General features: G+C 59.5%; 23 protein-coding genes. 20 read left to right on the top strand and 3 right to left on the bottom strand.

Going from position 1 to position 18,316, the window contains the following annotated elements; translation table 11 throughout:
* Position 1: 1 nt before the first annotated feature.
* The 20 genes from ACX9GT_RS10440 to ACX9GT_RS10345 all read left to right on the top strand — a co-directional run bounded on the left by ACX9GT_RS10440 (position 2) and on the right by ACX9GT_RS10345 (position 16,355).
* A complete protein-coding gene (locus ACX9GT_RS10440) occupies positions 2 to 673 on the top strand; it encodes a propanediol/glycerol family dehydratase medium subunit (protein WP_473191559.1) in 672 nt (223 codons plus the stop codon).
* Between the two features lie 14 nt (positions 674 to 687).
* Entirely contained in the window at positions 688 to 1,209 is a 522-nt protein-coding gene (gene pduE / locus ACX9GT_RS10435; RefSeq protein ID WP_473190997.1) for a propanediol dehydratase small subunit PduE, read from the top strand.
* Between the two features lie 144 nt (positions 1,210 to 1,353).
* On the top strand, positions 1,354 to 3,180 hold the full coding sequence (locus ACX9GT_RS10430; protein ID WP_473190996.1) for a diol dehydratase reactivase subunit alpha: 1,827 nt from the start codon (positions 1,354 to 1,356) through the stop codon (positions 3,178 to 3,180).
* Entirely contained in the window at positions 3,177 to 3,518 is a 342-nt protein-coding gene (locus ACX9GT_RS10425; protein WP_473190995.1) for a glycerol dehydratase reactivase beta/small subunit family protein, read from the top strand. Before ACX9GT_RS10430 ends, ACX9GT_RS10425 begins: the two co-directional genes overlap by 4 nt.
* Before the next feature lie 47 nt (positions 3,519 to 3,565).
* Positions 3,566 to 3,841 (top strand): propanediol utilization microcompartment protein PduJ, encoded by a 276-nt coding sequence (gene pduJ, locus ACX9GT_RS10420; RefSeq protein ID WP_004090424.1) that lies wholly within the window; start codon positions 3,566 to 3,568, stop codon positions 3,839 to 3,841.
* A gap of 21 nt (positions 3,842 to 3,862) precedes the next feature.
* Positions 3,863 to 4,342: a BMC domain-containing protein gene (locus ACX9GT_RS10415; protein WP_473190994.1), complete on the top strand. Its 480-nt coding sequence runs from the start codon at positions 3,863 to 3,865 to the stop codon at positions 4,340 to 4,342.
* Positions 4,342 to 4,974 carry a phosphate propanoyltransferase gene (locus ACX9GT_RS10410; RefSeq protein ID WP_473190993.1) on the top strand — a complete coding sequence of 211 codons (633 nt, stop codon included), beginning with the start codon at positions 4,342 to 4,344 and terminating at the stop codon, positions 4,972 to 4,974. Before ACX9GT_RS10415 ends, ACX9GT_RS10410 begins: the two co-directional genes overlap by 1 nt.
* On the top strand, positions 4,971 to 5,453 hold the full coding sequence (gene pduM / locus ACX9GT_RS10405; RefSeq protein WP_473190992.1) for a microcompartment protein PduM: 483 nt from the start codon (positions 4,971 to 4,973) through the stop codon (positions 5,451 to 5,453). The genes ACX9GT_RS10410 and pduM overlap by 4 nt, the downstream gene beginning before the upstream one ends.
* Positions 5,454 to 5,456: 3 nt before the next feature.
* Positions 5,457 to 5,735: a EutN/CcmL family microcompartment protein gene (locus tag ACX9GT_RS10400; RefSeq protein WP_337263764.1), complete on the top strand. Its 279-nt coding sequence runs from the start codon at positions 5,457 to 5,459 to the stop codon at positions 5,733 to 5,735.
* A gap of 487 nt (positions 5,736 to 6,222) precedes the next feature.
* Positions 6,223 to 7,221 carry a cob(I)yrinic acid a,c-diamide adenosyltransferase gene (locus tag ACX9GT_RS10395; protein ID WP_473190991.1) on the top strand — a complete coding sequence of 333 codons (999 nt, stop codon included), beginning with the start codon at positions 6,223 to 6,225 and terminating at the stop codon, positions 7,219 to 7,221.
* Positions 7,221 to 8,612, top strand: a complete 1,392-nt coding sequence (locus ACX9GT_RS10390) for an aldehyde dehydrogenase family protein (RefSeq protein ID WP_473190990.1) — start codon at positions 7,221 to 7,223, stop codon at positions 8,610 to 8,612. Before ACX9GT_RS10395 ends, ACX9GT_RS10390 begins: the two co-directional genes overlap by 1 nt.
* A 10-nt stretch (positions 8,613 to 8,622) precedes the next feature.
* Positions 8,623 to 9,735: a 1-propanol dehydrogenase PduQ gene (locus ACX9GT_RS10385; protein WP_473190989.1), complete on the top strand. Its 1,113-nt coding sequence runs from the start codon at positions 8,623 to 8,625 to the stop codon at positions 9,733 to 9,735.
* Positions 9,732 to 11,069 carry a 4Fe-4S dicluster domain-containing protein gene (locus ACX9GT_RS10380; protein ID WP_473190988.1) on the top strand — a complete coding sequence of 446 codons (1,338 nt, stop codon included), beginning with the start codon at positions 9,732 to 9,734 and terminating at the stop codon, positions 11,067 to 11,069. Before ACX9GT_RS10385 ends, ACX9GT_RS10380 begins: the two co-directional genes overlap by 4 nt.
* A 3-nt stretch (positions 11,070 to 11,072) precedes the next feature.
* Positions 11,073 to 11,630: a BMC domain-containing protein gene (locus ACX9GT_RS10375; RefSeq protein WP_459398919.1), complete on the top strand. Its 558-nt coding sequence runs from the start codon at positions 11,073 to 11,075 to the stop codon at positions 11,628 to 11,630.
* The gene (gene pduU / locus ACX9GT_RS10370; RefSeq protein WP_459402814.1) at positions 11,630 to 11,980 is read left to right on the top strand and encodes a propanediol utilization microcompartment protein PduU; all 351 of its coding nucleotides are present in this window, start codon (positions 11,630 to 11,632) and stop codon (positions 11,978 to 11,980) included. Before ACX9GT_RS10375 ends, pduU begins: the two co-directional genes overlap by 1 nt.
* A gap of 4 nt (positions 11,981 to 11,984) precedes the next feature.
* Positions 11,985 to 12,434 carry a EutP/PduV family microcompartment system protein gene (locus tag ACX9GT_RS10365; RefSeq protein WP_473190987.1) on the top strand — a complete coding sequence of 150 codons (450 nt, stop codon included), beginning with the start codon at positions 11,985 to 11,987 and terminating at the stop codon, positions 12,432 to 12,434.
* On the top strand, positions 12,427 to 13,635 hold the full coding sequence (locus ACX9GT_RS10360; RefSeq protein ID WP_473190986.1) for an acetate/propionate family kinase: 1,209 nt from the start codon (positions 12,427 to 12,429) through the stop codon (positions 13,633 to 13,635). The genes ACX9GT_RS10365 and ACX9GT_RS10360 overlap by 8 nt, the downstream gene beginning before the upstream one ends.
* Before the next feature lie 18 nt (positions 13,636 to 13,653).
* The gene (gene cobA, locus ACX9GT_RS10355) at positions 13,654 to 14,436 is read left to right on the top strand and encodes a uroporphyrinogen-III C-methyltransferase (protein ID WP_473190985.1); all 783 of its coding nucleotides are present in this window, start codon (positions 13,654 to 13,656) and stop codon (positions 14,434 to 14,436) included.
* Positions 14,429 to 15,502 carry a threonine-phosphate decarboxylase CobD gene (gene cobD / locus ACX9GT_RS10350; protein ID WP_473190984.1) on the top strand — a complete coding sequence of 358 codons (1,074 nt, stop codon included), beginning with the start codon at positions 14,429 to 14,431 and terminating at the stop codon, positions 15,500 to 15,502. The genes cobA and cobD overlap by 8 nt, the downstream gene beginning before the upstream one ends.
* A complete protein-coding gene (locus ACX9GT_RS10345; protein WP_473190983.1) occupies positions 15,495 to 16,355 on the top strand; it encodes a GHMP family kinase ATP-binding protein in 861 nt (286 codons plus the stop codon). Before cobD ends, ACX9GT_RS10345 begins: the two co-directional genes overlap by 8 nt.
* 7 nt (positions 16,356 to 16,362) lie before the next feature.
* Here ACX9GT_RS10345 and ACX9GT_RS10340 read toward each other — a convergent pair whose 3' ends face one another.
* From ACX9GT_RS10340 to ACX9GT_RS10330, 3 genes are all read right to left on the bottom strand, one after another.
* Positions 16,363 to 16,770, bottom strand: coding sequence for a hypothetical protein (locus ACX9GT_RS10340; protein WP_473190982.1), 408 nt, complete (start codon positions 16,768 to 16,770; stop codon positions 16,363 to 16,365).
* 33 nt (positions 16,771 to 16,803) lie between these two features.
* Positions 16,804 to 17,553, bottom strand: a complete 750-nt coding sequence (locus ACX9GT_RS10335; protein WP_473190981.1) for a PA3715 family protein — start codon at positions 17,551 to 17,553, stop codon at positions 16,804 to 16,806.
* Between the two features lie 139 nt (positions 17,554 to 17,692).
* A complete protein-coding gene (locus ACX9GT_RS10330) occupies positions 17,693 to 18,283 on the bottom strand; it encodes a HupE/UreJ family protein (RefSeq protein WP_473190980.1) in 591 nt (196 codons plus the stop codon).
* Positions 18,284 to 18,316: the final 33 nt, after the last annotated feature.

The following is an 18,316-nucleotide window of genomic DNA, read 5'->3' as shown; positions in this document are numbered from 1 at the left end:
GGTGGATATTAACGAAAAACTACTGCGCCAGATTATTGAAGGCGTGCTGCAAGAAATGCAGGTGGAACAAAAAACGGTTTCCTTCCAACCGGATGTACCCGCCGCCGCACCGCCTGCAACGGCCCCCGGCAGCAGCTTCCTGACCGAAGTGGGTGAAGCCAAGCCCGGCAATAGCCAGGATGAAGTGATTATTGCCGTCGGCCCGGCGTTTGGCCTGTCGCAGACCGTCAACATCGTTGGCCTGCCGCATAAAAACATCCTGCGCGAACTGATTGCCGGCATTGAAGAAGAAGGCATCAAGGCGCGGGTGATCCGCTGCTTTAAATCGTCCGACGTCGCCTTTGTGGCGGTGGAAGGCAACCGCCTGAGCGGTTCCGGCATTGCCATCGGCGTTCAGTCGAAAGGCACCACGGTGATCCATCAGCAAGGGCTACCGCCGCTTTCCAACCTGGAGCTGTTCCCGCAGGCACCGCTGCTGACGCTGGAAACCTACCGGATGATCGGTAAAAACGCCGCCCGCTACGCCAAACGGGAATCACCACAGCCGGTACCGACGCTGAACGATCAGATGGCCCGCCCTAAATATCAGGCCAAATCGGCGATTCTGCACATTAAAGAAACCAAGTACGTGGTGACCGGCAAAAATCCGCAGGAACTCCGGGTGCAGCTTTAACAAAGGAAAACACAATGAATTCCGAAGCTATTGAATCCATGGTGCGCGATGTCCTGAGCAAAATGAACAGCTTACAAGGGCAAACCGTCACCACCACCACGCCGCCAGCAGGCAACGGCAGCAAAGCCAAAGTGGCCGATTATCCGCTGGCGAACAAACACCCGGAATGGGTGAAAACCTCCACCAACAAAACGCTGGACGATCTGACGCTGGCTAACGTGCTCAACGGCAGCGTCACGCCGCAAGACTTGCGCATTACGCCAGAAATCCTGCGCATTCAGGCCGATATCGCCCGCGATGCGGGCCGCGATCGCCTGGCGATGAACTTTGAGCGAGCGGCGGAGCTGACGGCGGTGCCCGATGACAAGGTGCTGGATATCTACAACGCCCTGCGCCCGTTCCGCTCCAGCAAAGAGGAGCTGAACGCCATCGCCGACGATCTGGAGAAAAACTACCACGCCAAGATCTGCGCGGCGTTTGTCCGCGAAGCAGCGGCGCTGTACGTGCAGCGCAAGAAACTCAAAGGCGACGATTAAGGCCAAGCAACCCGTCCCTTCTCCCTCGGGGAGAGGGTTAGGGTGAGGGGAAGATCACGGTGGTTATTGCCCCTCAACCCCGGCCCTCTCCCACTGGGAGAGGGGGCGTTACCACCAGCACAGATTTAACACTGAGGGCGGGACATGCGTTACATAGCAGGTGTGGATATCGGTAACTCGTCAACGGAAGTGGCGTTGGCACGCTGTGATGCCGGTGGGCGGCTCGAGTTCGTCACCAGTACCCTGACGGAAACCACCGGGATCAAAGGCACCCAGCGCAATATGTTTGGCATCCGCCAGGCGCTGGACATGCTGGTGGCCAAAGCGGGCATCGCCCTGAGTGATATCAGCCTGATCCGCATCAACGAAGCCACGCCAGTGATTGGCGATGTGGCGATGGAGACCATTACCGAAACCATCATCACCGAATCCACCATGATCGGCCACAACCCGAAAACCCCCGGCGGGCTGGGGCTCGGGGTGGGTATCACCATTACCCTGGCCGAACTGGTAGCGCGCGATCCGTCCCAGCCCTACATTCTGGTGGTGCCGAAAACGGTGGATTTTGCCGATGTCGCCAGCGTGGTTAACGCCGCCAACGGAGCCGGTTACCGCATCACTGCGGTGATTATGCAACGTGACGACGGCGTGCTGGTGAGCAACCGCCTCGCACACCCGTTGCCGATCGTTGACGAAGTGCTGCATATCGACCGCATTCCGATGGGGATGCTGGCGGCGGTGGAAGTGGCCATGCCGGGCAAGGTGATCGAAACCCTCTCCAACCCCTATGGCATTGCCACCGTGTTCTCACTCAGTGCCGAAGAGACTAAAAATATCGTCCCGGTGGCTCGCGCCCTGATCGGCACCCGTTCAGCGGTGGTGGTCAAAACCCCGGAAGGCGACGTCAAGGCACGTTCGATACCCGCAGGTCATCTGGAGCTGTCAGCCGATGGCCGCACTTTACGGGTGGACGTTGCCGCAGGCAGTGAAGCGATCATGAACGCCGTCAACGCCTGTCGCCGCATGGAGAACGTTAGCGGTGAAGCGGGCAGCAACATTGGCGGCATGCTGGAACACGTGCGCCAGACCATGGCAGAACTGACGAATAAGCCCACCAGGGAAATCTTTATTCAGGATCTGCTGGCCGTAGACACCTCAGTGCCAGTGAATGTGACCGGCGGGCTGGCCGGTGAGTTCTCACTGGAGCAGGCGGTGGGCATCGCCTCGATGGTGAAGTCCGATCGGCTGCAAATGGCGCGTATCGCCAGTGAGATCGAACAGACGTTGCATATCGACGTGCAGGTCGGCGGAGCCGAGGCCGAAGCCGCGATCCTCGGTGCCATGACCACCCCCGGCACCCGCGCACCGCTGGCGATCCTCGATCTCGGTGCTGGTTCAACGGATGCCTCGATCATCAACGCAAAAGGCGAAATCATCGCCACCCATCTGGCCGGTGCCGGAGACATGGTGACGATGATTATCGCTTCGGAACTGGGCCTGGAAGATCGCTATCTGGCCGAAGATATCAAAAAGTACCCGCTGGCCAAGGTAGAAAGCCTGTTCCACCTGCGCCATGAGGATGGCAGCGTGCAGTTTTTCCCCCAGCCGCTGCCCGCCGACGTTTTTGCCCGCCTAGTGGTGGTGAAACCAGAAAATCTGCTGCCGTTGCCCGGTGAATTCTCGCTGGAAAAAGTGCGCAATATTCGCCGCTCGGCCAAGCAGCGGGTGTTTGTCACCAACGCGCTACGCGCCCTGCGCCAAGTCAGCCCGACCGGCAATATCCGCGATATTCCGTTCGTGGTGCTGGTCGGCGGCTCGTCGCTGGACTTTGAAATCCCACAACTGGTTACCGATGCCCTCGCCCACTACAAGCTGGTGGCCGGGCGCGGCAACATCCGCGCCTGCGAAGGCCCGCGCAATGCGGTCGCCACCGGCCTGATCCTCTCTTATCAGCGGGAGGTTGCACGATGATTACCGCCAATGATGCACCCACGATTGCGATCAGCGCCGCGCCAGAGGCCACTGAACGGCAATGGCAACAGGTGCTGCTCGGCATTGAAGAAGAAGGCATCCCTTGGCGCTGGCAGCCGGACGCCGATGGCGAGGTAGTGCAACGCGCCTGGCAGGCCGCCGCACGCTCCCTGCTGCTGGTGGGGTTGGCCTGCACCGCCAACGAGATGGTGGTGCATTACCGCAATTTACCTGCCGATCAGCCGCTGTTTCGGCTGGCCGGGCCACAGGAGGACGATCGGTGGCGGCGTTTGGGTAACAACGCCGCACGTTTGGTGAAGGGTTTGCCCTTTAAATAAACGCAGCCAATAACGCTGCAAAAGTGAATATCACAGGAGAAAACAACATGAATAACGCATTAGGGCTGGTTGAAACAAAAGGCTTGGTCGCGGCCATTGAAGCCGCCGACGCCATGGTGAAATCCGCCAACGTGCAGTTGGTCGGTTACGAAAAGATTGGCTCCGGGCTGGTCACCGTGATGGTGCGCGGCGACGTTGGGGCAGTCAAGGCCGCGGTGGATGCCGGTTCAGCCGCCGCCAGCGCGGTGGGTGAAGTGAAATCCTGCCATGTGATCCCTCGCCCGCACAGCGATGTGGAAGCCATTCTGCCTACCTCAGCCTAAAGGTAACAACAGGAGCACAGCGTGAAAACGTCACTGGGATTACTCGAAGTTAGCGGTTTGGCGCTGGCGATTGGCGCGGCGGATGCCATGGCGAAAGCCGCATCCGTCCAACTGGTCGGGATGGAAAAAACCAACGGTTCGGGCTGGATGCTGATCCGCCTCACCGGCGATGTGGCTTCCGTTCAGGCGGCGATTGCCACCGGCGCGGCCTTTGCCGAGCAGCGCAACGGGCTGGTGGCGCAAACGGTGCTGGCCCGCCCGGCAGATACCCTGCTGGCGCACTGGCAGCCGCAGCAGCCCGAACCGGCGGTTGTGCCGCCTGCCGCGGTAGAAGAACAGGCCCAGGATCTACCCACGATCCCGGAGCTTACGCAGGCAGAAGCACCGGTTTTTTCGAGCACGCAGGCAAGCTGCAATCTTTGCCTGGATCCTGCCTGCCAGCGCAAGAAAGGGGACCCGCGCGATCATTGCTTGCACAGTGCGAAAGGAGGTAAAGCCTGATGGAAAAAGCGTTGTTGAAACCCGTAGTCAGCAAGATCCTCGACGAGATGCGCCTGCGTCCGATCCCGCTTGGGGTTTCCAACCGACATGTGCATTTGTCTCAGCAGGATTACCAGCGGTTGTTCCCGCAGCAGCCGCTGGCTGAGAAAAAGGCGTTGCTGCAACCCGGCCAATACGCCGCCGAGCAGAGCATCACGCTGGTCGGGCCGAAAGGCAGCTTGCACAACGTGCGTATTCTCGGGCCACTGCGCAGGCGCAGCCAGGTGGAGATCTCCCGCAGTGATGCCCGCACGCTGGGCATTGCCGCGCCGTTGCGCATGTCTGGGGATCTGGACAACACGCCGGGCATCCGGCTGGTCAGCCCGTTTGCCGAACTGGCGCTGGAAAACGGCGTGATCGTGGCCCAGCGCCATATTCATATGTCACCGCTGGACGCCCTGATTTACCGGGTGCAGCACGGCGAGCGCATTCAGGTCGCGGTTCAGGGCGGCGGGAGGCGGCTGGTGTTTGACGATGTGGCGATCCGCGTTTCACCAGAAATGCGGCTGGAACTGCATATCGATACCGACGAAGCCAACGCCGCCGGGGTGGACGACCCTGGTGCTTTCGCCACCTTGGTGCCTCGGTCATGAATCTGGAGCGGCTGGTCAATCTGGTAGTAGCGCGGCTGCTGGAGCGTGAGCAACGGGTTTATTCCGTGAGTTTGCCGCAGTTGCGGCACGGGCTCGAACCGGCGGTGTTTTTACAGCATGCCACCCTGCATCTGCTGCTGCCGGATCCGGGCTTTATGCAGCAGTTGGCCGCCGGTAACAGCGCCGAACCGGCGGTGGCCGCGCTGCACGAGGCTTGGTCCTGGGGATTGCGGGTGCATATCAGCCTGCATCAGCAGTTGCTGCCCAGCTTACCGCGCAAAGCGCTGCAACGCTTGCCGCTGAGCCTCAGCGATCATCAGGGGCAACCGATCCGGCTGAGCGCCAGCAGGCTGCTGAGCTATGGCGATATCGCCACGCTCGGCCCCTGCTGGCTGATTATCAGCCCTAAAACCAGGGTGACGCCGTTGGCGCAGGATTATCTGTCAGCGCGCCGTATTCAACTGTTAAGGCAGGAGTAAATCATGCAGCTAGCCAGAGTAGTGGGTTCCGTGGTGTCAACGCAGAAATCGCCGACGCTGATCGGCAAAAAGCTGCTGCTGGTACGGCGCGTGACCGGCGACGGCTCATTGCCCCCGGCCAGCGATAAGCCGGACGAAGTGGCGGTGGATTCCGTCGGAGCCGGTGAAGGCGAACTGGTGCTGCTGTCTGGCGGCTCCAGCGCCCGCCGGGTGTTTGCCGAACCGAATGACGCCATCGATCTGGCGATTGTCGCCATCGTCGACAGCGTCAGTATCTATTAGCCAGCCATATGGCACGTATTTCCCCCCTCACCCCAGCCCTCTCCCTCAGGGAGAGGGAGTTGATGCGGTGATGTGGGCAACTGCGTAAGCCCATGTGTGGCACGTTCAGCCCTCTCTCCCTCGGGGAGAGGGAGTTGATACGGTGTCGTGGGCAACTGCGTAAGCCCATTTGTGGCACGTTCAGCCCTCTCTCCCTCGGGGAGAGGGCGTTGATGCGGTGTTGTGGGCAACTGCGTAAGCCCATGTGTGGCACGTTCAGTCCCTTCTCCCTCAGGGAGAGGGAGTTGATGCGGTGTCGTGGGCAGTTGCGTAAGCCCATGTGTGGCACGTTCAGCCCTCTCTCCCTCGGGGAGAGGGCGTTGATGCGGTGTCGTGGGCAGCTGCGTAAGCCCATTTGTGGCACGTTCGGTCCCCTCTCCCTTGGGGAGAGGGTTAGGGTGAGGGGCAACAATGTGCAAGAGAACAGGATTAACTGAGAGCCAACGTGATGAGCATTTATACCAAAACCGGCGATAAAGGCACCACCGCACTGTTTACCGGCCAGCGGGTGAAAAAGAGCCATCCGCGGGTGGAAACCTACGGCACCCTGGATGAACTGAACGCAGCACTGAGCCTGTGCGCACGGGTGGTTCAGGATCCAGAAAACCAGCAGTTGCTCGACGCAGTGCAGCATCAACTGTTCTATTTCAGCGCTGAACTGGCAAGCGAAGGGGAAGCAGTCACTTCCGGCCAGCACAAAACCATCAATGACGCGCACATCCAACAGTTGGAACAGGCAGTGGATCGCTGTATGTCCGCCTTGCCGCCGGTGCAGGGGTTTATCCTGCCGGGCAGCAGTGAGGCGGGCAGCCGGCTGCATTTCGCCCGCACGCTGGCTCGCCGCGCAGAACGGCGGCTGATTGATCTGGCGGATCAGGTTCCGGTGCGCCAGGCGTTATTGCAGTACCTGAACCGGCTGTCGGATTGCCTGTACGCCCTGGCCCGCGCTGAAGACCATCAACAGTGGTTGCAGCAACTCACTCAAACGGTGGTGGCCCGCTATCTGGCCGCCACTCACGCCGAGCCAACCACGGCAGAACTGACGTTTGTGGATATCCACCAGTTATTAAAACTGTGCGTGGCTGCCGCTCTTGAACTTGAACTTCCGGTGGTGATCGCCGTTAGCGATCGCCACGGCAACTTAATTATGACCTACCGCATGCCCGATGCCCTGCTGGTGAGCTGCGAACTGGCGCCGAAAAAGGCCTGGACCGCCGTGGCAATGAAAACGCCTACTCACCAACTGAGCGCCGCCATTCAGCCGGGCGCCGATCTGTTCCAGTTAGAAGCCAGCCTGGGCGGCAAAGTCGTCACCTTTGGCGGTGGCTACCCGCTGTGGCGTAACGGCCAGATTATCGGCGGGCTGGGGATCAGCGGCGGCAGCGTCGAGCAGGATATGCATATCGCCCAAGCGGCCATTTTAGCTTTACACCTGAGGAATGAATAATGAACCCTACCGATCTTGAGTCTCTCATTCGCACCATCCTCACGGAGCAATTGGTGCCAGCAACGGTACCGGCCCAACGTGCCAATGCCATTTTCACCACCGTCGATGAGGCGATCGGGGCCGCACAGCGCGCTTTTCTGCGCTACCAGCAAAGCCCGATGAAAACCCGCAGCGCCATCATCAGCGCCCTGCGCGAACAGATCAAACCGCATCTGCCTTCACTGGCCGAGCGCGGCGCGGCAGAAACCGGCATGGGCAACCGCGCCGATAAGCTGCTGAAAAACCAGGCAGCGCTGGAAAACACTCCCGGTGTGGAAGACTTGACCACCACCGCCATCACCGGTGACGGCGGCATGGTGCTGTTTGAGTATTCGCCTTTTGGCGTGATCGGCGCCGTGGCCCCCAGCACCAACCCGACCGAAACCATTATTAACAACAGCATCAGCATGCTGGCCGCTGGTAACGCGGTCTATTTCAGCCCGCATCCGGGGGCCAAGCAGGTGTCTCTGGACCTGATTGCGTTGATCGAAGAGATCGTGTTCAACAGTTGCGGCATTCACAACCTGGTGGTCACCGTGCAAGACCCGAGCTTTGCCGCCACGCAGGAAATGATGCGCCATGCCGACATCGCCCTGCTGGCGATCACCGGCGGGCCGGGCATCGTCAACATGGGGATGAAAAGCGGCAAGAAAGTGATTGGTGCCGGGGCCGGTAACCCTCCGTGCCTGGTGGATGAAACCGCCGAACTAGTGAAAGCCGCGCAGGACATCGTGGCCGGGGCCTCTTTCGACTACAACCTGCCCTGTATCGCCGAAAAAGCGCTGATCGTGGTGGAAAGCGTTGCCGATCGCCTGTTGCAACAGATGCAGGCCTTCGATGCGTTACTGATTACTCAACCGCAGGACGTCGATCGCCTGCGCCAAGCGTGCCTGGCAGACGGCCATGCCAATAAAGATCTGGTGGGCAAAAGCCCAGCCGAACTGCTGGCCGCCGCGGGCCTGCCCTGCCCGGCCAAAGCGCCACGCTTGCTGCTGGTAGAAGTCGCCGGGGACGATCCACTGGTCACCACCGAACAGCTAATGCCGCTGCTGCCGGTAGTGCGCGTCAAGGATTTCGACGCCGGGCTGGCACTGGCGTTGAAGGTAGAAGATGGTCTGCATCACACCGCGATCATGCACTCGCAGAACGTCACGCGGCTTAATCTGGCTGCCCGCCGGTTACAGACCTCAATTTTCGTTAAAAACGGCCCTTCGTATGCCGGGATCGGCGTCGGCGGTGAGGGCTTTACCACCTTCACCATCGCCACGCCGACGGGGGAAGGCACTACCTCTGCCCGCACCTTCGCCCGGCAGCGTCGTTGCGTGTTGACCGACGCGTTTTCCATTCGTTGAGCGAGGGTGTATGAAAACTTTTTCCGTACGAACGCGGATCTACAGCGGTGAAGACAGCCTCAAAGCGTTGCGGCGTTTCCGCCAGCGTAAAATCTGGATCATCTGTGACGGCTTTCTGGCCACGTCGCCACTGCTGGAGCGGCTGAAACAGGCGTTGAACGAAGATAACCAGATCGCGCTGTTCAGCGATATTACACCCGACCCGACCATCGCCACCGTGGTCAAAGGGATCGAGCAGATGCAGACCCTGCGCCCCGATGTGGTGATCGGCTTTGGCGGCGGTTCGGCGCTGGATGCGGCCAAGGCGATTGTCTGGTTCAGCCGCCAGCAGGGTATCAATATCGATACCTGTATTGCCATCCCGACCACCAGCGGCACCGGCTCGGAAGTGACCAGCGCCTTTGTGATTAGCGATCCGGAAAAGAACATCAAATATCCGCTGTTCAGCGATGAGATCTACCCGGATATCGCCATTCTCGATCCGGCGCTGGTAGCCAGCGTGCCGCCAGCGATCACCGCCAATACCGGGATGGATGTGCTGACGCACGCGCTGGAAGCCTATGTTTCGCCGCGCGCCAGCGATTTTACCGACGCGCTGGCAGAAAAAGCCGCGCAGTTGGTGTTTCGCCATCTGCCCACCGCCTGCCGGAAAGGCGATTGCCTGATCACCCGGGGCAAAATGCACAACGCCTCGACGCTGGCCGGGATCGCCTTCAGTCAGGCCGGTTTGGGGATTAATCACGCCATCGCCCATCAACTGGGCGGCCAGTTCCATATCGCCCACGGGCTGGCAAATGCGCTGCTGCTGATCCCGGTGATTCAGTTCAACGCCGCCGAAACCCGCGCACGCAAGCGCTACGCCCGTTTAGCGCGCGTCTGCGGTATCAGCCCGGCGGAAAGCGACGATCGCCAAGCGGTGAATCAGCTTATTCAGCGCATTGAACAGCTAAAAGCCCAGTGCGCCATACCGCGCTATTTTGCCGATCTCAAACTCAGCGAAAGCCAGCTTGAACAGCGCATTCCGGCGATGATCGCCGCCACGCTGGCCGATGCCACGATCAAAACCACGCCACGCCCAGCGGCGGCAGAGGACATTCGCGACATTCTTGAGGCGCTGCTATGAACGTTCAGGTGTGCGATGCCGACACCATCCGCCAGCGGGTGCGTGAAGCAGGCGTGGTTGGCGCAGGCGGTGCCGGTTTCCCTACGGCGGTCAAACTGCAAGCGCAGGCGGAAATCTTTCTGATCAACGCCGCCGAATGTGAACCGATGCTGAAAGTGGACCAGCAACTGATCCCTCGCCAAGCCGAACGGTTGCTGCGCGGCTTGCAATATGCCATGACCGCCACCGGGGCGCGGGAAGGGATTATCGCGCTGAAGGCCAAATACGCTGAGGCGATCGAAGCACTGACGCCGTTGCTGCCGCCACACATCCGGCTGCACATTCTCCCCGACGTTTACCCCGCCGGGGATGAAGTGATCACCATCTGGCTGGCTACCGGACGCCGGGTGCCACCGGCTGCGCTGCCGATCAGCATTGGCGTGGTGGTGAATAATGTGCAGACGGTGCTGAATATCGCGCGCGCCGTGGAACAGCAGTGGCCGGTGACCCGCCGCACTCTCACGGTCAACGGTGCCGTTGCCAAACCGATCACGCTGACGGTGCCACTGGGGATCAGTTTCCGCGCAGTACTGGCACTGGCCGGGGGCGCTACCGTAGCTAACCCCGGCTTTATCAACGGCGGCCCGATGATGGGGCGCTTGCTGACCAATTTGGATGAGCCGGTAACCAAAACCAGCGGCGGCCTGCTAGTACTGCCCGCCGATCACCTGCTGATCGCCCGGCGTACCCGCAGCGATCGGGAAGTCATGGCCATCGCCCGCACCGTGTGCGAGCAATGCCGCCTGTGTACCGAACTGTGCCCGCGCCACCTGATCGGCCATGAATTACCCCCGCATCTGCTGGTGCGAGCGGTGAATTATCAGCAGGTGGCAACGCCCGAGATCCTGCTAAGCGCCCTGACCTGCTCGGAGTGCAGCCTGTGCGAAAGCTACGCCTGCCCGGTGGATATCTCGCCGATGCGCATCAACCGGCAGCTGAAGGAACAATTACGCCAACAGGGCGCACGCTACAGCGGCGAACTGCGTGATGCCGATCCGATGGCGCAATACCGCATGGTGCCAACGGCCCGGCTGGTGACCCGCCTGGAACTCACAGCTTGGGCACACGCCGCGCCGTTCAGTGCGCAAGATTATCAACCAGAACAGGTGCTGCTGCCGTTACGCCAGCATATCGGCGCGGCGGCGATCCCGACGGTTGCCGTTGGGGAAAAAGTGATGCACGGCCAGTGTATTGCCCACATTGCCGAAGGCGCGCTCGGCGCACCGATCCACGCCAGCATCAGCGGCACCGTGGTTGACGTCAGCACCACCGCCATCACCCTCGCCAAAGGATAAGCTATGTCACAAGCCATTGGAATTGTTGAACTAAGTAGTATCGCCAAGGGCATAGAGGTCTGTGACCTGATGCTGAAAAGCGCCAACGTTGAGCTGTTGGTAAGTAAAACGCTCTGCCCAGGCAAATATCTGCTGATGGTGGGGGGCGATGTAGGGGCGGTAACGCAGTCGGTGCAAAACGGCACCCAGCACAGCGGCCATCTGCTGGTCGACAGCATTGTACTGCCCAACCTCCACCCGTCGGTTTTGCCCGCATTGAACGGGCTGAACCCGGTGGAAAACCGCCAGGCCGTTGGCGTGGTGGAAACCTGGAGCGCCGTGGCCTGCATCACCGCCGCCGATCGGGCGGTAAAGGCGGCGCATATCACGCTGGTGCGCATCCATATGGCGTTTGGCATCGGTGGTAAGTGCTATCAGGTGATGAGCGGCGATATTGCCGACGTCAAAAACGCGGTAGACGTCGCCAGCCAGAGCGCGGGCGAAAACGGCCTGCTGATTTACAGCACCGTGATCCCGCGCCCACATGAGGCGCTGTGGCGCCAGTTGATTCAGGGGGCATGATGGAAAAGCCAACCGCAACCGAACGGGTGATTCAGGAATACGTGCCGGGGAAACAGATCACCCTGGCCCACCTGATCGCCAACCCTAACAAGGCACTCTACAAAAAACTCGGCCTGAGTGACGCCAGCAATGCCATCGGCATTCTGACCATCACCCCCAGCGAGGCGTCGATCATTGCCAGCGATATCGCCACCAAATCCGGCGCGGTAGAGATTGGTTTTATCGATCGCTTCACCGGTGCGGTGGTATTCACCGGCGATGTGTCGGCGGTGGAATATGCGCTGAAACAGGTGATCTACACCCTCGGCGACATGATGAAGTTCACCGCCTGCAACCTGACCCGGACCTGACGCCATGAAGCGCATCATGCTGATCGGCCCCAGCCAGTGCGGCAAAACCTCGCTGATCCAACGTTTGCAGGGGGAAACGCTGAACTACCAAAAAACCCAGGCCATTGTCTGGCAGGACTGCGCGATCGACACCCCCGGCGAATATCTGGAAAACCGCTGCCTGTACAGTGCCCTGCTCGCCAGCGCCTGCGAGGCAGATGTGGTTGGGCTGGTGCAGAACCTGGATGCGGAACAGAGCTGGTTTGCCCCGATGTTTGCACAGGTTTTCACCCAGCCGGTGATCGGCATTATCAGCAAGGCCGACACCCTTACCCATTCGAATCAACTGGCCTGGGCGACAGATCGCCTGCATCAGGCCGGTGTTTTGAACGTGTTTCTCACCTCGGCGCAGACCGGTGCCGGGATGGCCGATTTGATCCAGTTTTTAAATCCTGATGGAGAGTCGTATGCCTAGTAAAATTATGGCGATTAACGCCGGCAGTTCTTCACTGAAGTTTCAACTATTTTCCCAGCCCGGCGAGCAGGTGATCTGCCAGGGGCTGATCGAGCGCATTGGCATGCAGGACGCCGTTGTGACGCTGCGCGCCGGGGAGCAGAAATGGCGCAACACCCTGCCGATCACGGATTGCCATCAGGCGGCCGTGCATCTGCTTAATGCACTGATCGAGCATCAGATTATCGCTTCGCTCACGGAAATCTGCGGCGTTGGCCACCGGGTGGCGCACGGCGGTGAAGCCTTCTGCGACTCGGTGGTGATTACGCCGGAGGTGCTGGAAAAGATTGAACAGCTCGGCGCGCTGGCACCGCTGCATAACCCGGTTAACGCCCAGGCGATCCGCGTTTTCCAGCAGGCATTGCCCCACGCCCGTTCCGTTGCGGTGTTTGATACCGCCTTCCACCAGACGCTGAGCGATATCCATTACCTCTACCCGCTGCCTTGGCGCTATTACGCGGAACTCGGCATCCGCCGCTATGGCTTCCACGGCACCAGCCACAAATATGTCAGCACGGTGTGTGCACAACGGCTAGGCCGCCCACTGGAACAACTGCGCATTATCTCCTGCCATTTGGGCAATGGTTCCAGCATTTGCGCCATTCGCGATGGCCGCTCGGTTAATACCTCCATGGGCTTTACCCCGCAGGCAGGGGTGATGATGGGCACCCGCAGCGGCGATATCGATCCTTCCATCCTGCCGTTTATCCAGCAGGCGGAAGGGAAAAATGCGCAGGAGATCAATCTGTTGATCAACAATCAGTCCGGCTTGCTGGGCGTATCCGGTGTCTCTCACGATTACCGTGATGTCGAGCAGGCTGCCGCTACCGGCAACCCCAGAGCGCAACTGGCGCTCAAGCTGTTTGCTGAACGCATCCGTGCGGTGATTGGCAGCTATATCGTGCAGTTGGGGGGCATCGACGTGTTGATTTTTACCGGCGGCATCGGCGAGAACGCCCGCAATGCGCGCCAGCAGATCTGCCATCAACTGGGCTTTCTCGGCATCGAACTGGATGAGGAGAAAAACAATGCCAATCAGCCGTTTATCCAGCGTGAGGGTTCACCGGTGCAGATTGCGATTGTGAACACCAACGAAGAGTTGATGATCGCCCGCGACGTGGTGCGCGTGGCGCTCAATGACCCGCAGCCGCAACCCGCCTGATAACCCGCTGGAGCGACGATGAAAAGTGGAAAAGTTTGGCTGGTCGGCGCCGGGCCTGGGGATGCCGCGCTGATCACCGTTAAAGGCCTGCATTGCATCCGGCAGGCGCAGGCGCTGGTTTACGATCGTCTGGTGAGCGCCGATCTGTTGCAGGAAGCCCCCAGCAATTGTGAAATGATTAACGTCGGCAAAAACCCCGATCACCACCCGGTGCCGCAACCGCAGATCAATCAACTGCTGATTGACTGTGCGCGGCGCGGCCTGAACGTGGTGCGCCTGAAAGGCGGCGATCCCTATGTGTTCGGGCGCGGTGCCGAAGAGGCCGAAGCGCTGGCGCAAGCGCAGATCCCGTTTGAAGTGATCCCCGGCATCAGTTCGGCCATCGGCGGGCTGGCCTATGCCGGTATCCCGGTCACCCACCGCGATTATGCTTCGGGCTTTCACGTGATTACCGGCCACCTGCGCCAAGGGAATCAGCCGCAGGATTGGGCCACGCTGGCCAAACTGGAGGGCACGCTGGTGATCCTGATGGGCATGACGCAGTTGGCCAGCATCTGCCAGCAGTTGATCGCCGGGGGCAAAGCGGCCAGCACGCCCGCGGCGGTGGTGATGAATGCCAGCCAACAGCGGCAACGGATCGCCGCCGCTACGCTTGAAACTCTGGTTGATGAGGTTGCCGCGCAGGGTTTAACCACACCGGCGCTGATCGTGGTCGGCCAGGTGGTCAACCTGCGTGAGGTGTTGGCGTTTATGCCTGAGCAGATCGCCCTGCCTTCTGTGGTTTTAACGCCCCATGAGTGAACATGGCGGCAACGTACTGGAAATGGCGCTGAAAACTGGCCTAAATCCGGCGGATATTCTCGATTTCAGCGCCAATATTAATCCGCTGGGCATGCCCGCCAGCCTGAAAGCGGCGATCATTGCGCAGCTCGACAGCGCCGAATGCTATCCCGACGTTGAATACCGCCGTTTGCATGCCGCCTTGGCGCGGGCGCACCATTGCCAGCCGGACAATATCATCGCGGGCAACGGCGCAACCGAGCTGATTTACGCCGTGGTGAACCGCTTGCGCCCGCGCACCGCGTTGCTGCTGACGCCGGGTTTTGCCGAATATCGCCGGGCGTTACGGCGGGCAAAATGCCGCATTCAGCATTACCCGTTAGAGGAAGAGAGCGGGTTTCAGCCCGACGAACGCCTGCTGAAGGTGCTGGCCGAGCAGCGCCCCGATTGCCTGTTCATCGCCACCCCCAATAACCCGACGGGGCTGATGCCCGACCCTGCCCTGCTGCAAGCCATTCTCGCCTGCTGCCAGCAGCATGATATCGCGCTGATCGTCGATGAAGCCTTTATCGATTTTCTGCCGGATACGCCGGGCTTTATTCCGCAGATCGCCCATTACCCACAGTTGTATATCCTGCGCTCGCTGACCAAGTTTTTTGCCATTCCGGGGCTGCGGCTCGGCTATCTGGTCAGCAGCGATCTGGCAGGCATCCGGCAGATGAAGCAGGCGCGGGAACCTTGGACCATTAACACCTTTGCCGCGCTGGCGGGGGAGATCATTCTCAACGATCATCTCTATATTCAGCAAACCCATCAGTGGCTGGCGCAGCAGCGGGCGTGGCTATTTGATGCGCTGGCGGCCATCCCGCAGTTGCGCGTCTGGCCCGGCGCGGCAAACTATATTTTCCTGCGCTGCCTGCGCCCGGAACTCGAACTGCAACAGGCGCTGTTGCAACAGCAGATTCTGATCCGCCACTGTGCCAACTACCCTGGCCTTTCTGCCGATTACTATCGGGTGGCGATAAAGAGCGAAGCCGCTAACCGCAGGCTGATCGCCGCATTACGGCAGGTTTTTGCCGATGGCTGAGGCGCGCTGCCCCGCCTCTTGCGGCGAACTGATTCAAGGCTGGATCCTCGGCGGTGAAAAGCTGGTTTCCTGCCCGGTAAACTGGTTCAGCACCGTTTCGGTGACCAATGGACAACCGGGCCACCACGAGCGCCCGCTGATGCGCCAAATGCTGATCAATGTGCTGGAACACTTTGGCCACCCCGGCAGTGCCGCACGCGGTTTACGCATTGATTTCAGCTCCAGCATCCCGGTGGCGAAAGGGCTGGCCAGCAGCACCGCCGATATCGCCGCCACCGCGCAGGCCACCGCGCGCCATCTTGGCCATTCGCTGGATGAACCCGCGCTCGCCAAGCTGTGCGTGCAACTGGAACCCACCGACAGCACGCTGTTCCGCCAACTGACGTTATTCGATCACCAAGCGGCAACCACCCAGATCTCTTGTGATTGGCTGCCGCCGCTGGATATTCTGCTGCTGGAAAGCCCGCAAACTCTGAACACCGCCGATTATCATCGCCGCGATCGCCAGCAGGCGCTGCTGGAAAATGCCGCCCTACTTGAACAGGCTTGGGCGCTGTTTTCTTTGGCGATAAAAACCCATGACTGCGGCAAATTAGGCGAAGCCACCACCCTCAGCGCCCGCGCCAGCCAGCGGTTGCTGCCCAAACCGCTGTTCGATGCGCTGTTGGAGATCAGCGAAAGCTGCGGGATTTACGGCCTGAACGTGGCGCACAGCGGCAGCGTGGTGGGGTTGCTGTTTGATGCCAAGCGGCACGATAGTGAGCAATTATGCTGGCACCTGCAACAACGGCAGATTGGCCGGGAATATCCCAAGCAGCATCGGCTTAGGCTGATTGCTGGCGGGGTGCGTTAGAACACGGCTAATGCGGCAAGGTTGCCGTTTCATACACCAAACCCTCACGATTACCCAACCTCGGGTAGCTGTAGGATTTAAAAGCCGCATAGATCGACGCCCCTATCACGCCTAATCCGCCCATCAGCTTCAGCGTCGCCCTCAGTTTACTGATGTCTGCTACCTTCGGCTGCAACACCCCCTTTTCCTCACTGGCCAGCCAATGCAGCCAATAGCGACCGTCGGCCAGTTGATGTGCGCCGATATAAACGCGATCCCCCTCGACCAACCGGTTCAAGACATTGGCCTCAAGAAACTGTCTGCTATAGGTATAGAAAACCTTATCCCCGGCCAAAATGCGCCGATACTTACTTTCACTGGGTGCATTGAGATCGTGCCGGACAAACGGCAAATCGAAAAAGAAGATTTTTTTCATGGTCGAAAGCGACTTAACCTTGGCAAATGGCGGTTAAAAACGATGATCGAGCAGCTTATCCTGACCTAGCGGATAGCGCTCACCATCAAAGGCCAAGGTAGTCGGCGTCTTGACCGATGTTTTTTTGCTATCCACGCAGTTTTCCCCGTCTTTTACCGACACAATGTGGTCTACCGTTTCCTGCAATTCCAGATCCCGATAGCCACGGTGCGAGAGTGGCCCCAGCGCCAGTACGCGCTGGGTTTTATCGAACTCTCCGGTGCATTGGCCGTCCCATTCACCGCTGAATTCGTCCATCGTGAGATTATTGAGGACTAACGCGAGTTGATGATCTTTCAGCGAATACAGATTCAATCTTTCTATGTTGAACGGATTAACCGAGGAGGAACCCCGATGGTTAAAACGCACGCCGAAAGCACGTACCCCTGGGGAAAGCTGATAGCGCGCGGTATCAATGGTCACGCTGTTGGTAAAGATAGCATCATCCATAATGGCTTTTGGATGGTATTTGTTAGCCAGGACTTTCCCGGATTGGCTGTCAACAACGTAAACGGCAACGTCATAGTCGATAAAGTCCGGGTCTTCTTTAACCTTCGGCTCCAACATCAGCACCGCAATGGTTTTATCGGGGGCATAAGGCCAGACCTTGCAGGTAGAAAACTCGGTATTACTGGTCAGTTTGGCCGCAAAAGGCTTGGCCAAATCCTGCAAAAGCGCCTGGCAATCCGCCAGGGAGGAACAAGAAACCAGGCTCAGCGCCAGCCCCCAAACAACTCGTCTCATTACAGCATTCCCTGTGATTACTTGAATTAGGCGGGAATCTAACCAAAAAGTGTTCGTCAATCCAACCGCTTTTGGAGATTAATAAACAATATTGCTGACACCCATCGCAAACCAGTGCCAGCAACAGGCTGTTATGGCATCAGAACAAGCCGCTGAGCAAACCAATCCCCAGTAAAGATGAACCGCCGCCAATCACCCCTGCCCACCAACGGTTAGTGCTGGAAAGGGTCAGCAGATAGCCGATCCCCAAGCCCACCAGATGAAGCCCTGCCGTTGCGATTACCATACCGGACAGTGCCGCCGCCGAATGAGAGAGCTCAGCACCGTGCGCCAAACCGTGGAAGATGGCAAAAGCGCCAATGATCAACGCGCCGGTTACCGCACGCAATTTCAGCCGCAGCGCCACCATCAGCCCAATGCCCAACAGCGAGGCGGCCACGATCAGCTCGGTGCCAGGCAGCGTTACGCCCGCCATGCCGATCAACGCGCCTGCCAACAACAACCCGGCAAACGCCAGCGGCGCAAGCCACCATTTCTGGGTGTTCATGGCGCTCCAAATGCCCACCAGAATCATCGCCACCAGGTGATCCATCCCGGTCAGAGGGTGGAGCAAGCCTTCGGCGAAGTTTAAAACGTGATGAGTACCGCCATCGTTGCCAACGTGGGCGCAAGCCAGCATCGGGAACAGCGCCAGTACGGATACAGCCACAGCTTTGACATTAATACGCATAGTTATCACCTGTTGATCATCCTTATAGAAAAC

The sequence above is a fragment of the Serratia sp. YWN4 genome (genome assembly GCF_055790845.1).
Note: the sequence above shows the minus strand (reverse complement) of the source record. Positions and strands in the feature narration are given on the sequence as shown.

Coding starts and splice junctions, on each gene's coding strand:
- pduE (WP_473190997.1), top strand. CDS start 688: ATGAATTCCGAAGCTATTGAATCCATGGTGCGCGATGTCCTGAGCAAA.
- ACX9GT_RS10430 (WP_473190996.1), top strand. CDS start 1,354: ATGCGTTACATAGCAGGTGTGGATATCGGTAACTCGTCAACGGAAGTG.
- ACX9GT_RS10425 (WP_473190995.1), top strand. CDS start 3,177: ATGATTACCGCCAATGATGCACCCACGATTGCGATCAGCGCCGCGCCA.
- pduJ (WP_004090424.1), top strand. CDS start 3,566: ATGAATAACGCATTAGGGCTGGTTGAAACAAAAGGCTTGGTCGCGGCC.
- ACX9GT_RS10410 (WP_473190993.1), top strand. CDS start 4,342: ATGGAAAAAGCGTTGTTGAAACCCGTAGTCAGCAAGATCCTCGACGAG.
- pduM (WP_473190992.1), top strand. CDS start 4,971: ATGAATCTGGAGCGGCTGGTCAATCTGGTAGTAGCGCGGCTGCTGGAG.
- ACX9GT_RS10400 (WP_337263764.1), top strand. CDS start 5,457: ATGCAGCTAGCCAGAGTAGTGGGTTCCGTGGTGTCAACGCAGAAATCG.
- ACX9GT_RS10395 (WP_473190991.1), top strand. CDS start 6,223: ATGAGCATTTATACCAAAACCGGCGATAAAGGCACCACCGCACTGTTT.
- ACX9GT_RS10390 (WP_473190990.1), top strand. CDS start 7,221: ATGAACCCTACCGATCTTGAGTCTCTCATTCGCACCATCCTCACGGAG.
- ACX9GT_RS10385 (WP_473190989.1), top strand. CDS start 8,623: ATGAAAACTTTTTCCGTACGAACGCGGATCTACAGCGGTGAAGACAGC.
- ACX9GT_RS10380 (WP_473190988.1), top strand. CDS start 9,732: ATGAACGTTCAGGTGTGCGATGCCGACACCATCCGCCAGCGGGTGCGT.
- ACX9GT_RS10375 (WP_459398919.1), top strand. CDS start 11,073: ATGTCACAAGCCATTGGAATTGTTGAACTAAGTAGTATCGCCAAGGGC.
- pduU (WP_459402814.1), top strand. CDS start 11,630: ATGGAAAAGCCAACCGCAACCGAACGGGTGATTCAGGAATACGTGCCG.
- ACX9GT_RS10365 (WP_473190987.1), top strand. CDS start 11,985: ATGAAGCGCATCATGCTGATCGGCCCCAGCCAGTGCGGCAAAACCTCG.
- ACX9GT_RS10360 (WP_473190986.1), top strand. CDS start 12,427: ATGCCTAGTAAAATTATGGCGATTAACGCCGGCAGTTCTTCACTGAAG.
- cobA (WP_473190985.1), top strand. CDS start 13,654: ATGAAAAGTGGAAAAGTTTGGCTGGTCGGCGCCGGGCCTGGGGATGCC.
- cobD (WP_473190984.1), top strand. CDS start 14,429: ATGAGTGAACATGGCGGCAACGTACTGGAAATGGCGCTGAAAACTGGC.
- ACX9GT_RS10345 (WP_473190983.1), top strand. CDS start 15,495: ATGGCTGAGGCGCGCTGCCCCGCCTCTTGCGGCGAACTGATTCAAGGC.
- ACX9GT_RS10340 (WP_473190982.1), bottom strand. CDS start 16,770: ATGAAAAAAATCTTCTTTTTCGATTTGCCGTTTGTCCGGCACGATCTC.
- ACX9GT_RS10335 (WP_473190981.1), bottom strand. CDS start 17,553: ATGAGACGAGTTGTTTGGGGGCTGGCGCTGAGCCTGGTTTCTTGTTCC.
- ACX9GT_RS10330 (WP_473190980.1), bottom strand. CDS start 18,283: ATGCGTATTAATGTCAAAGCTGTGGCTGTATCCGTACTGGCGCTGTTC.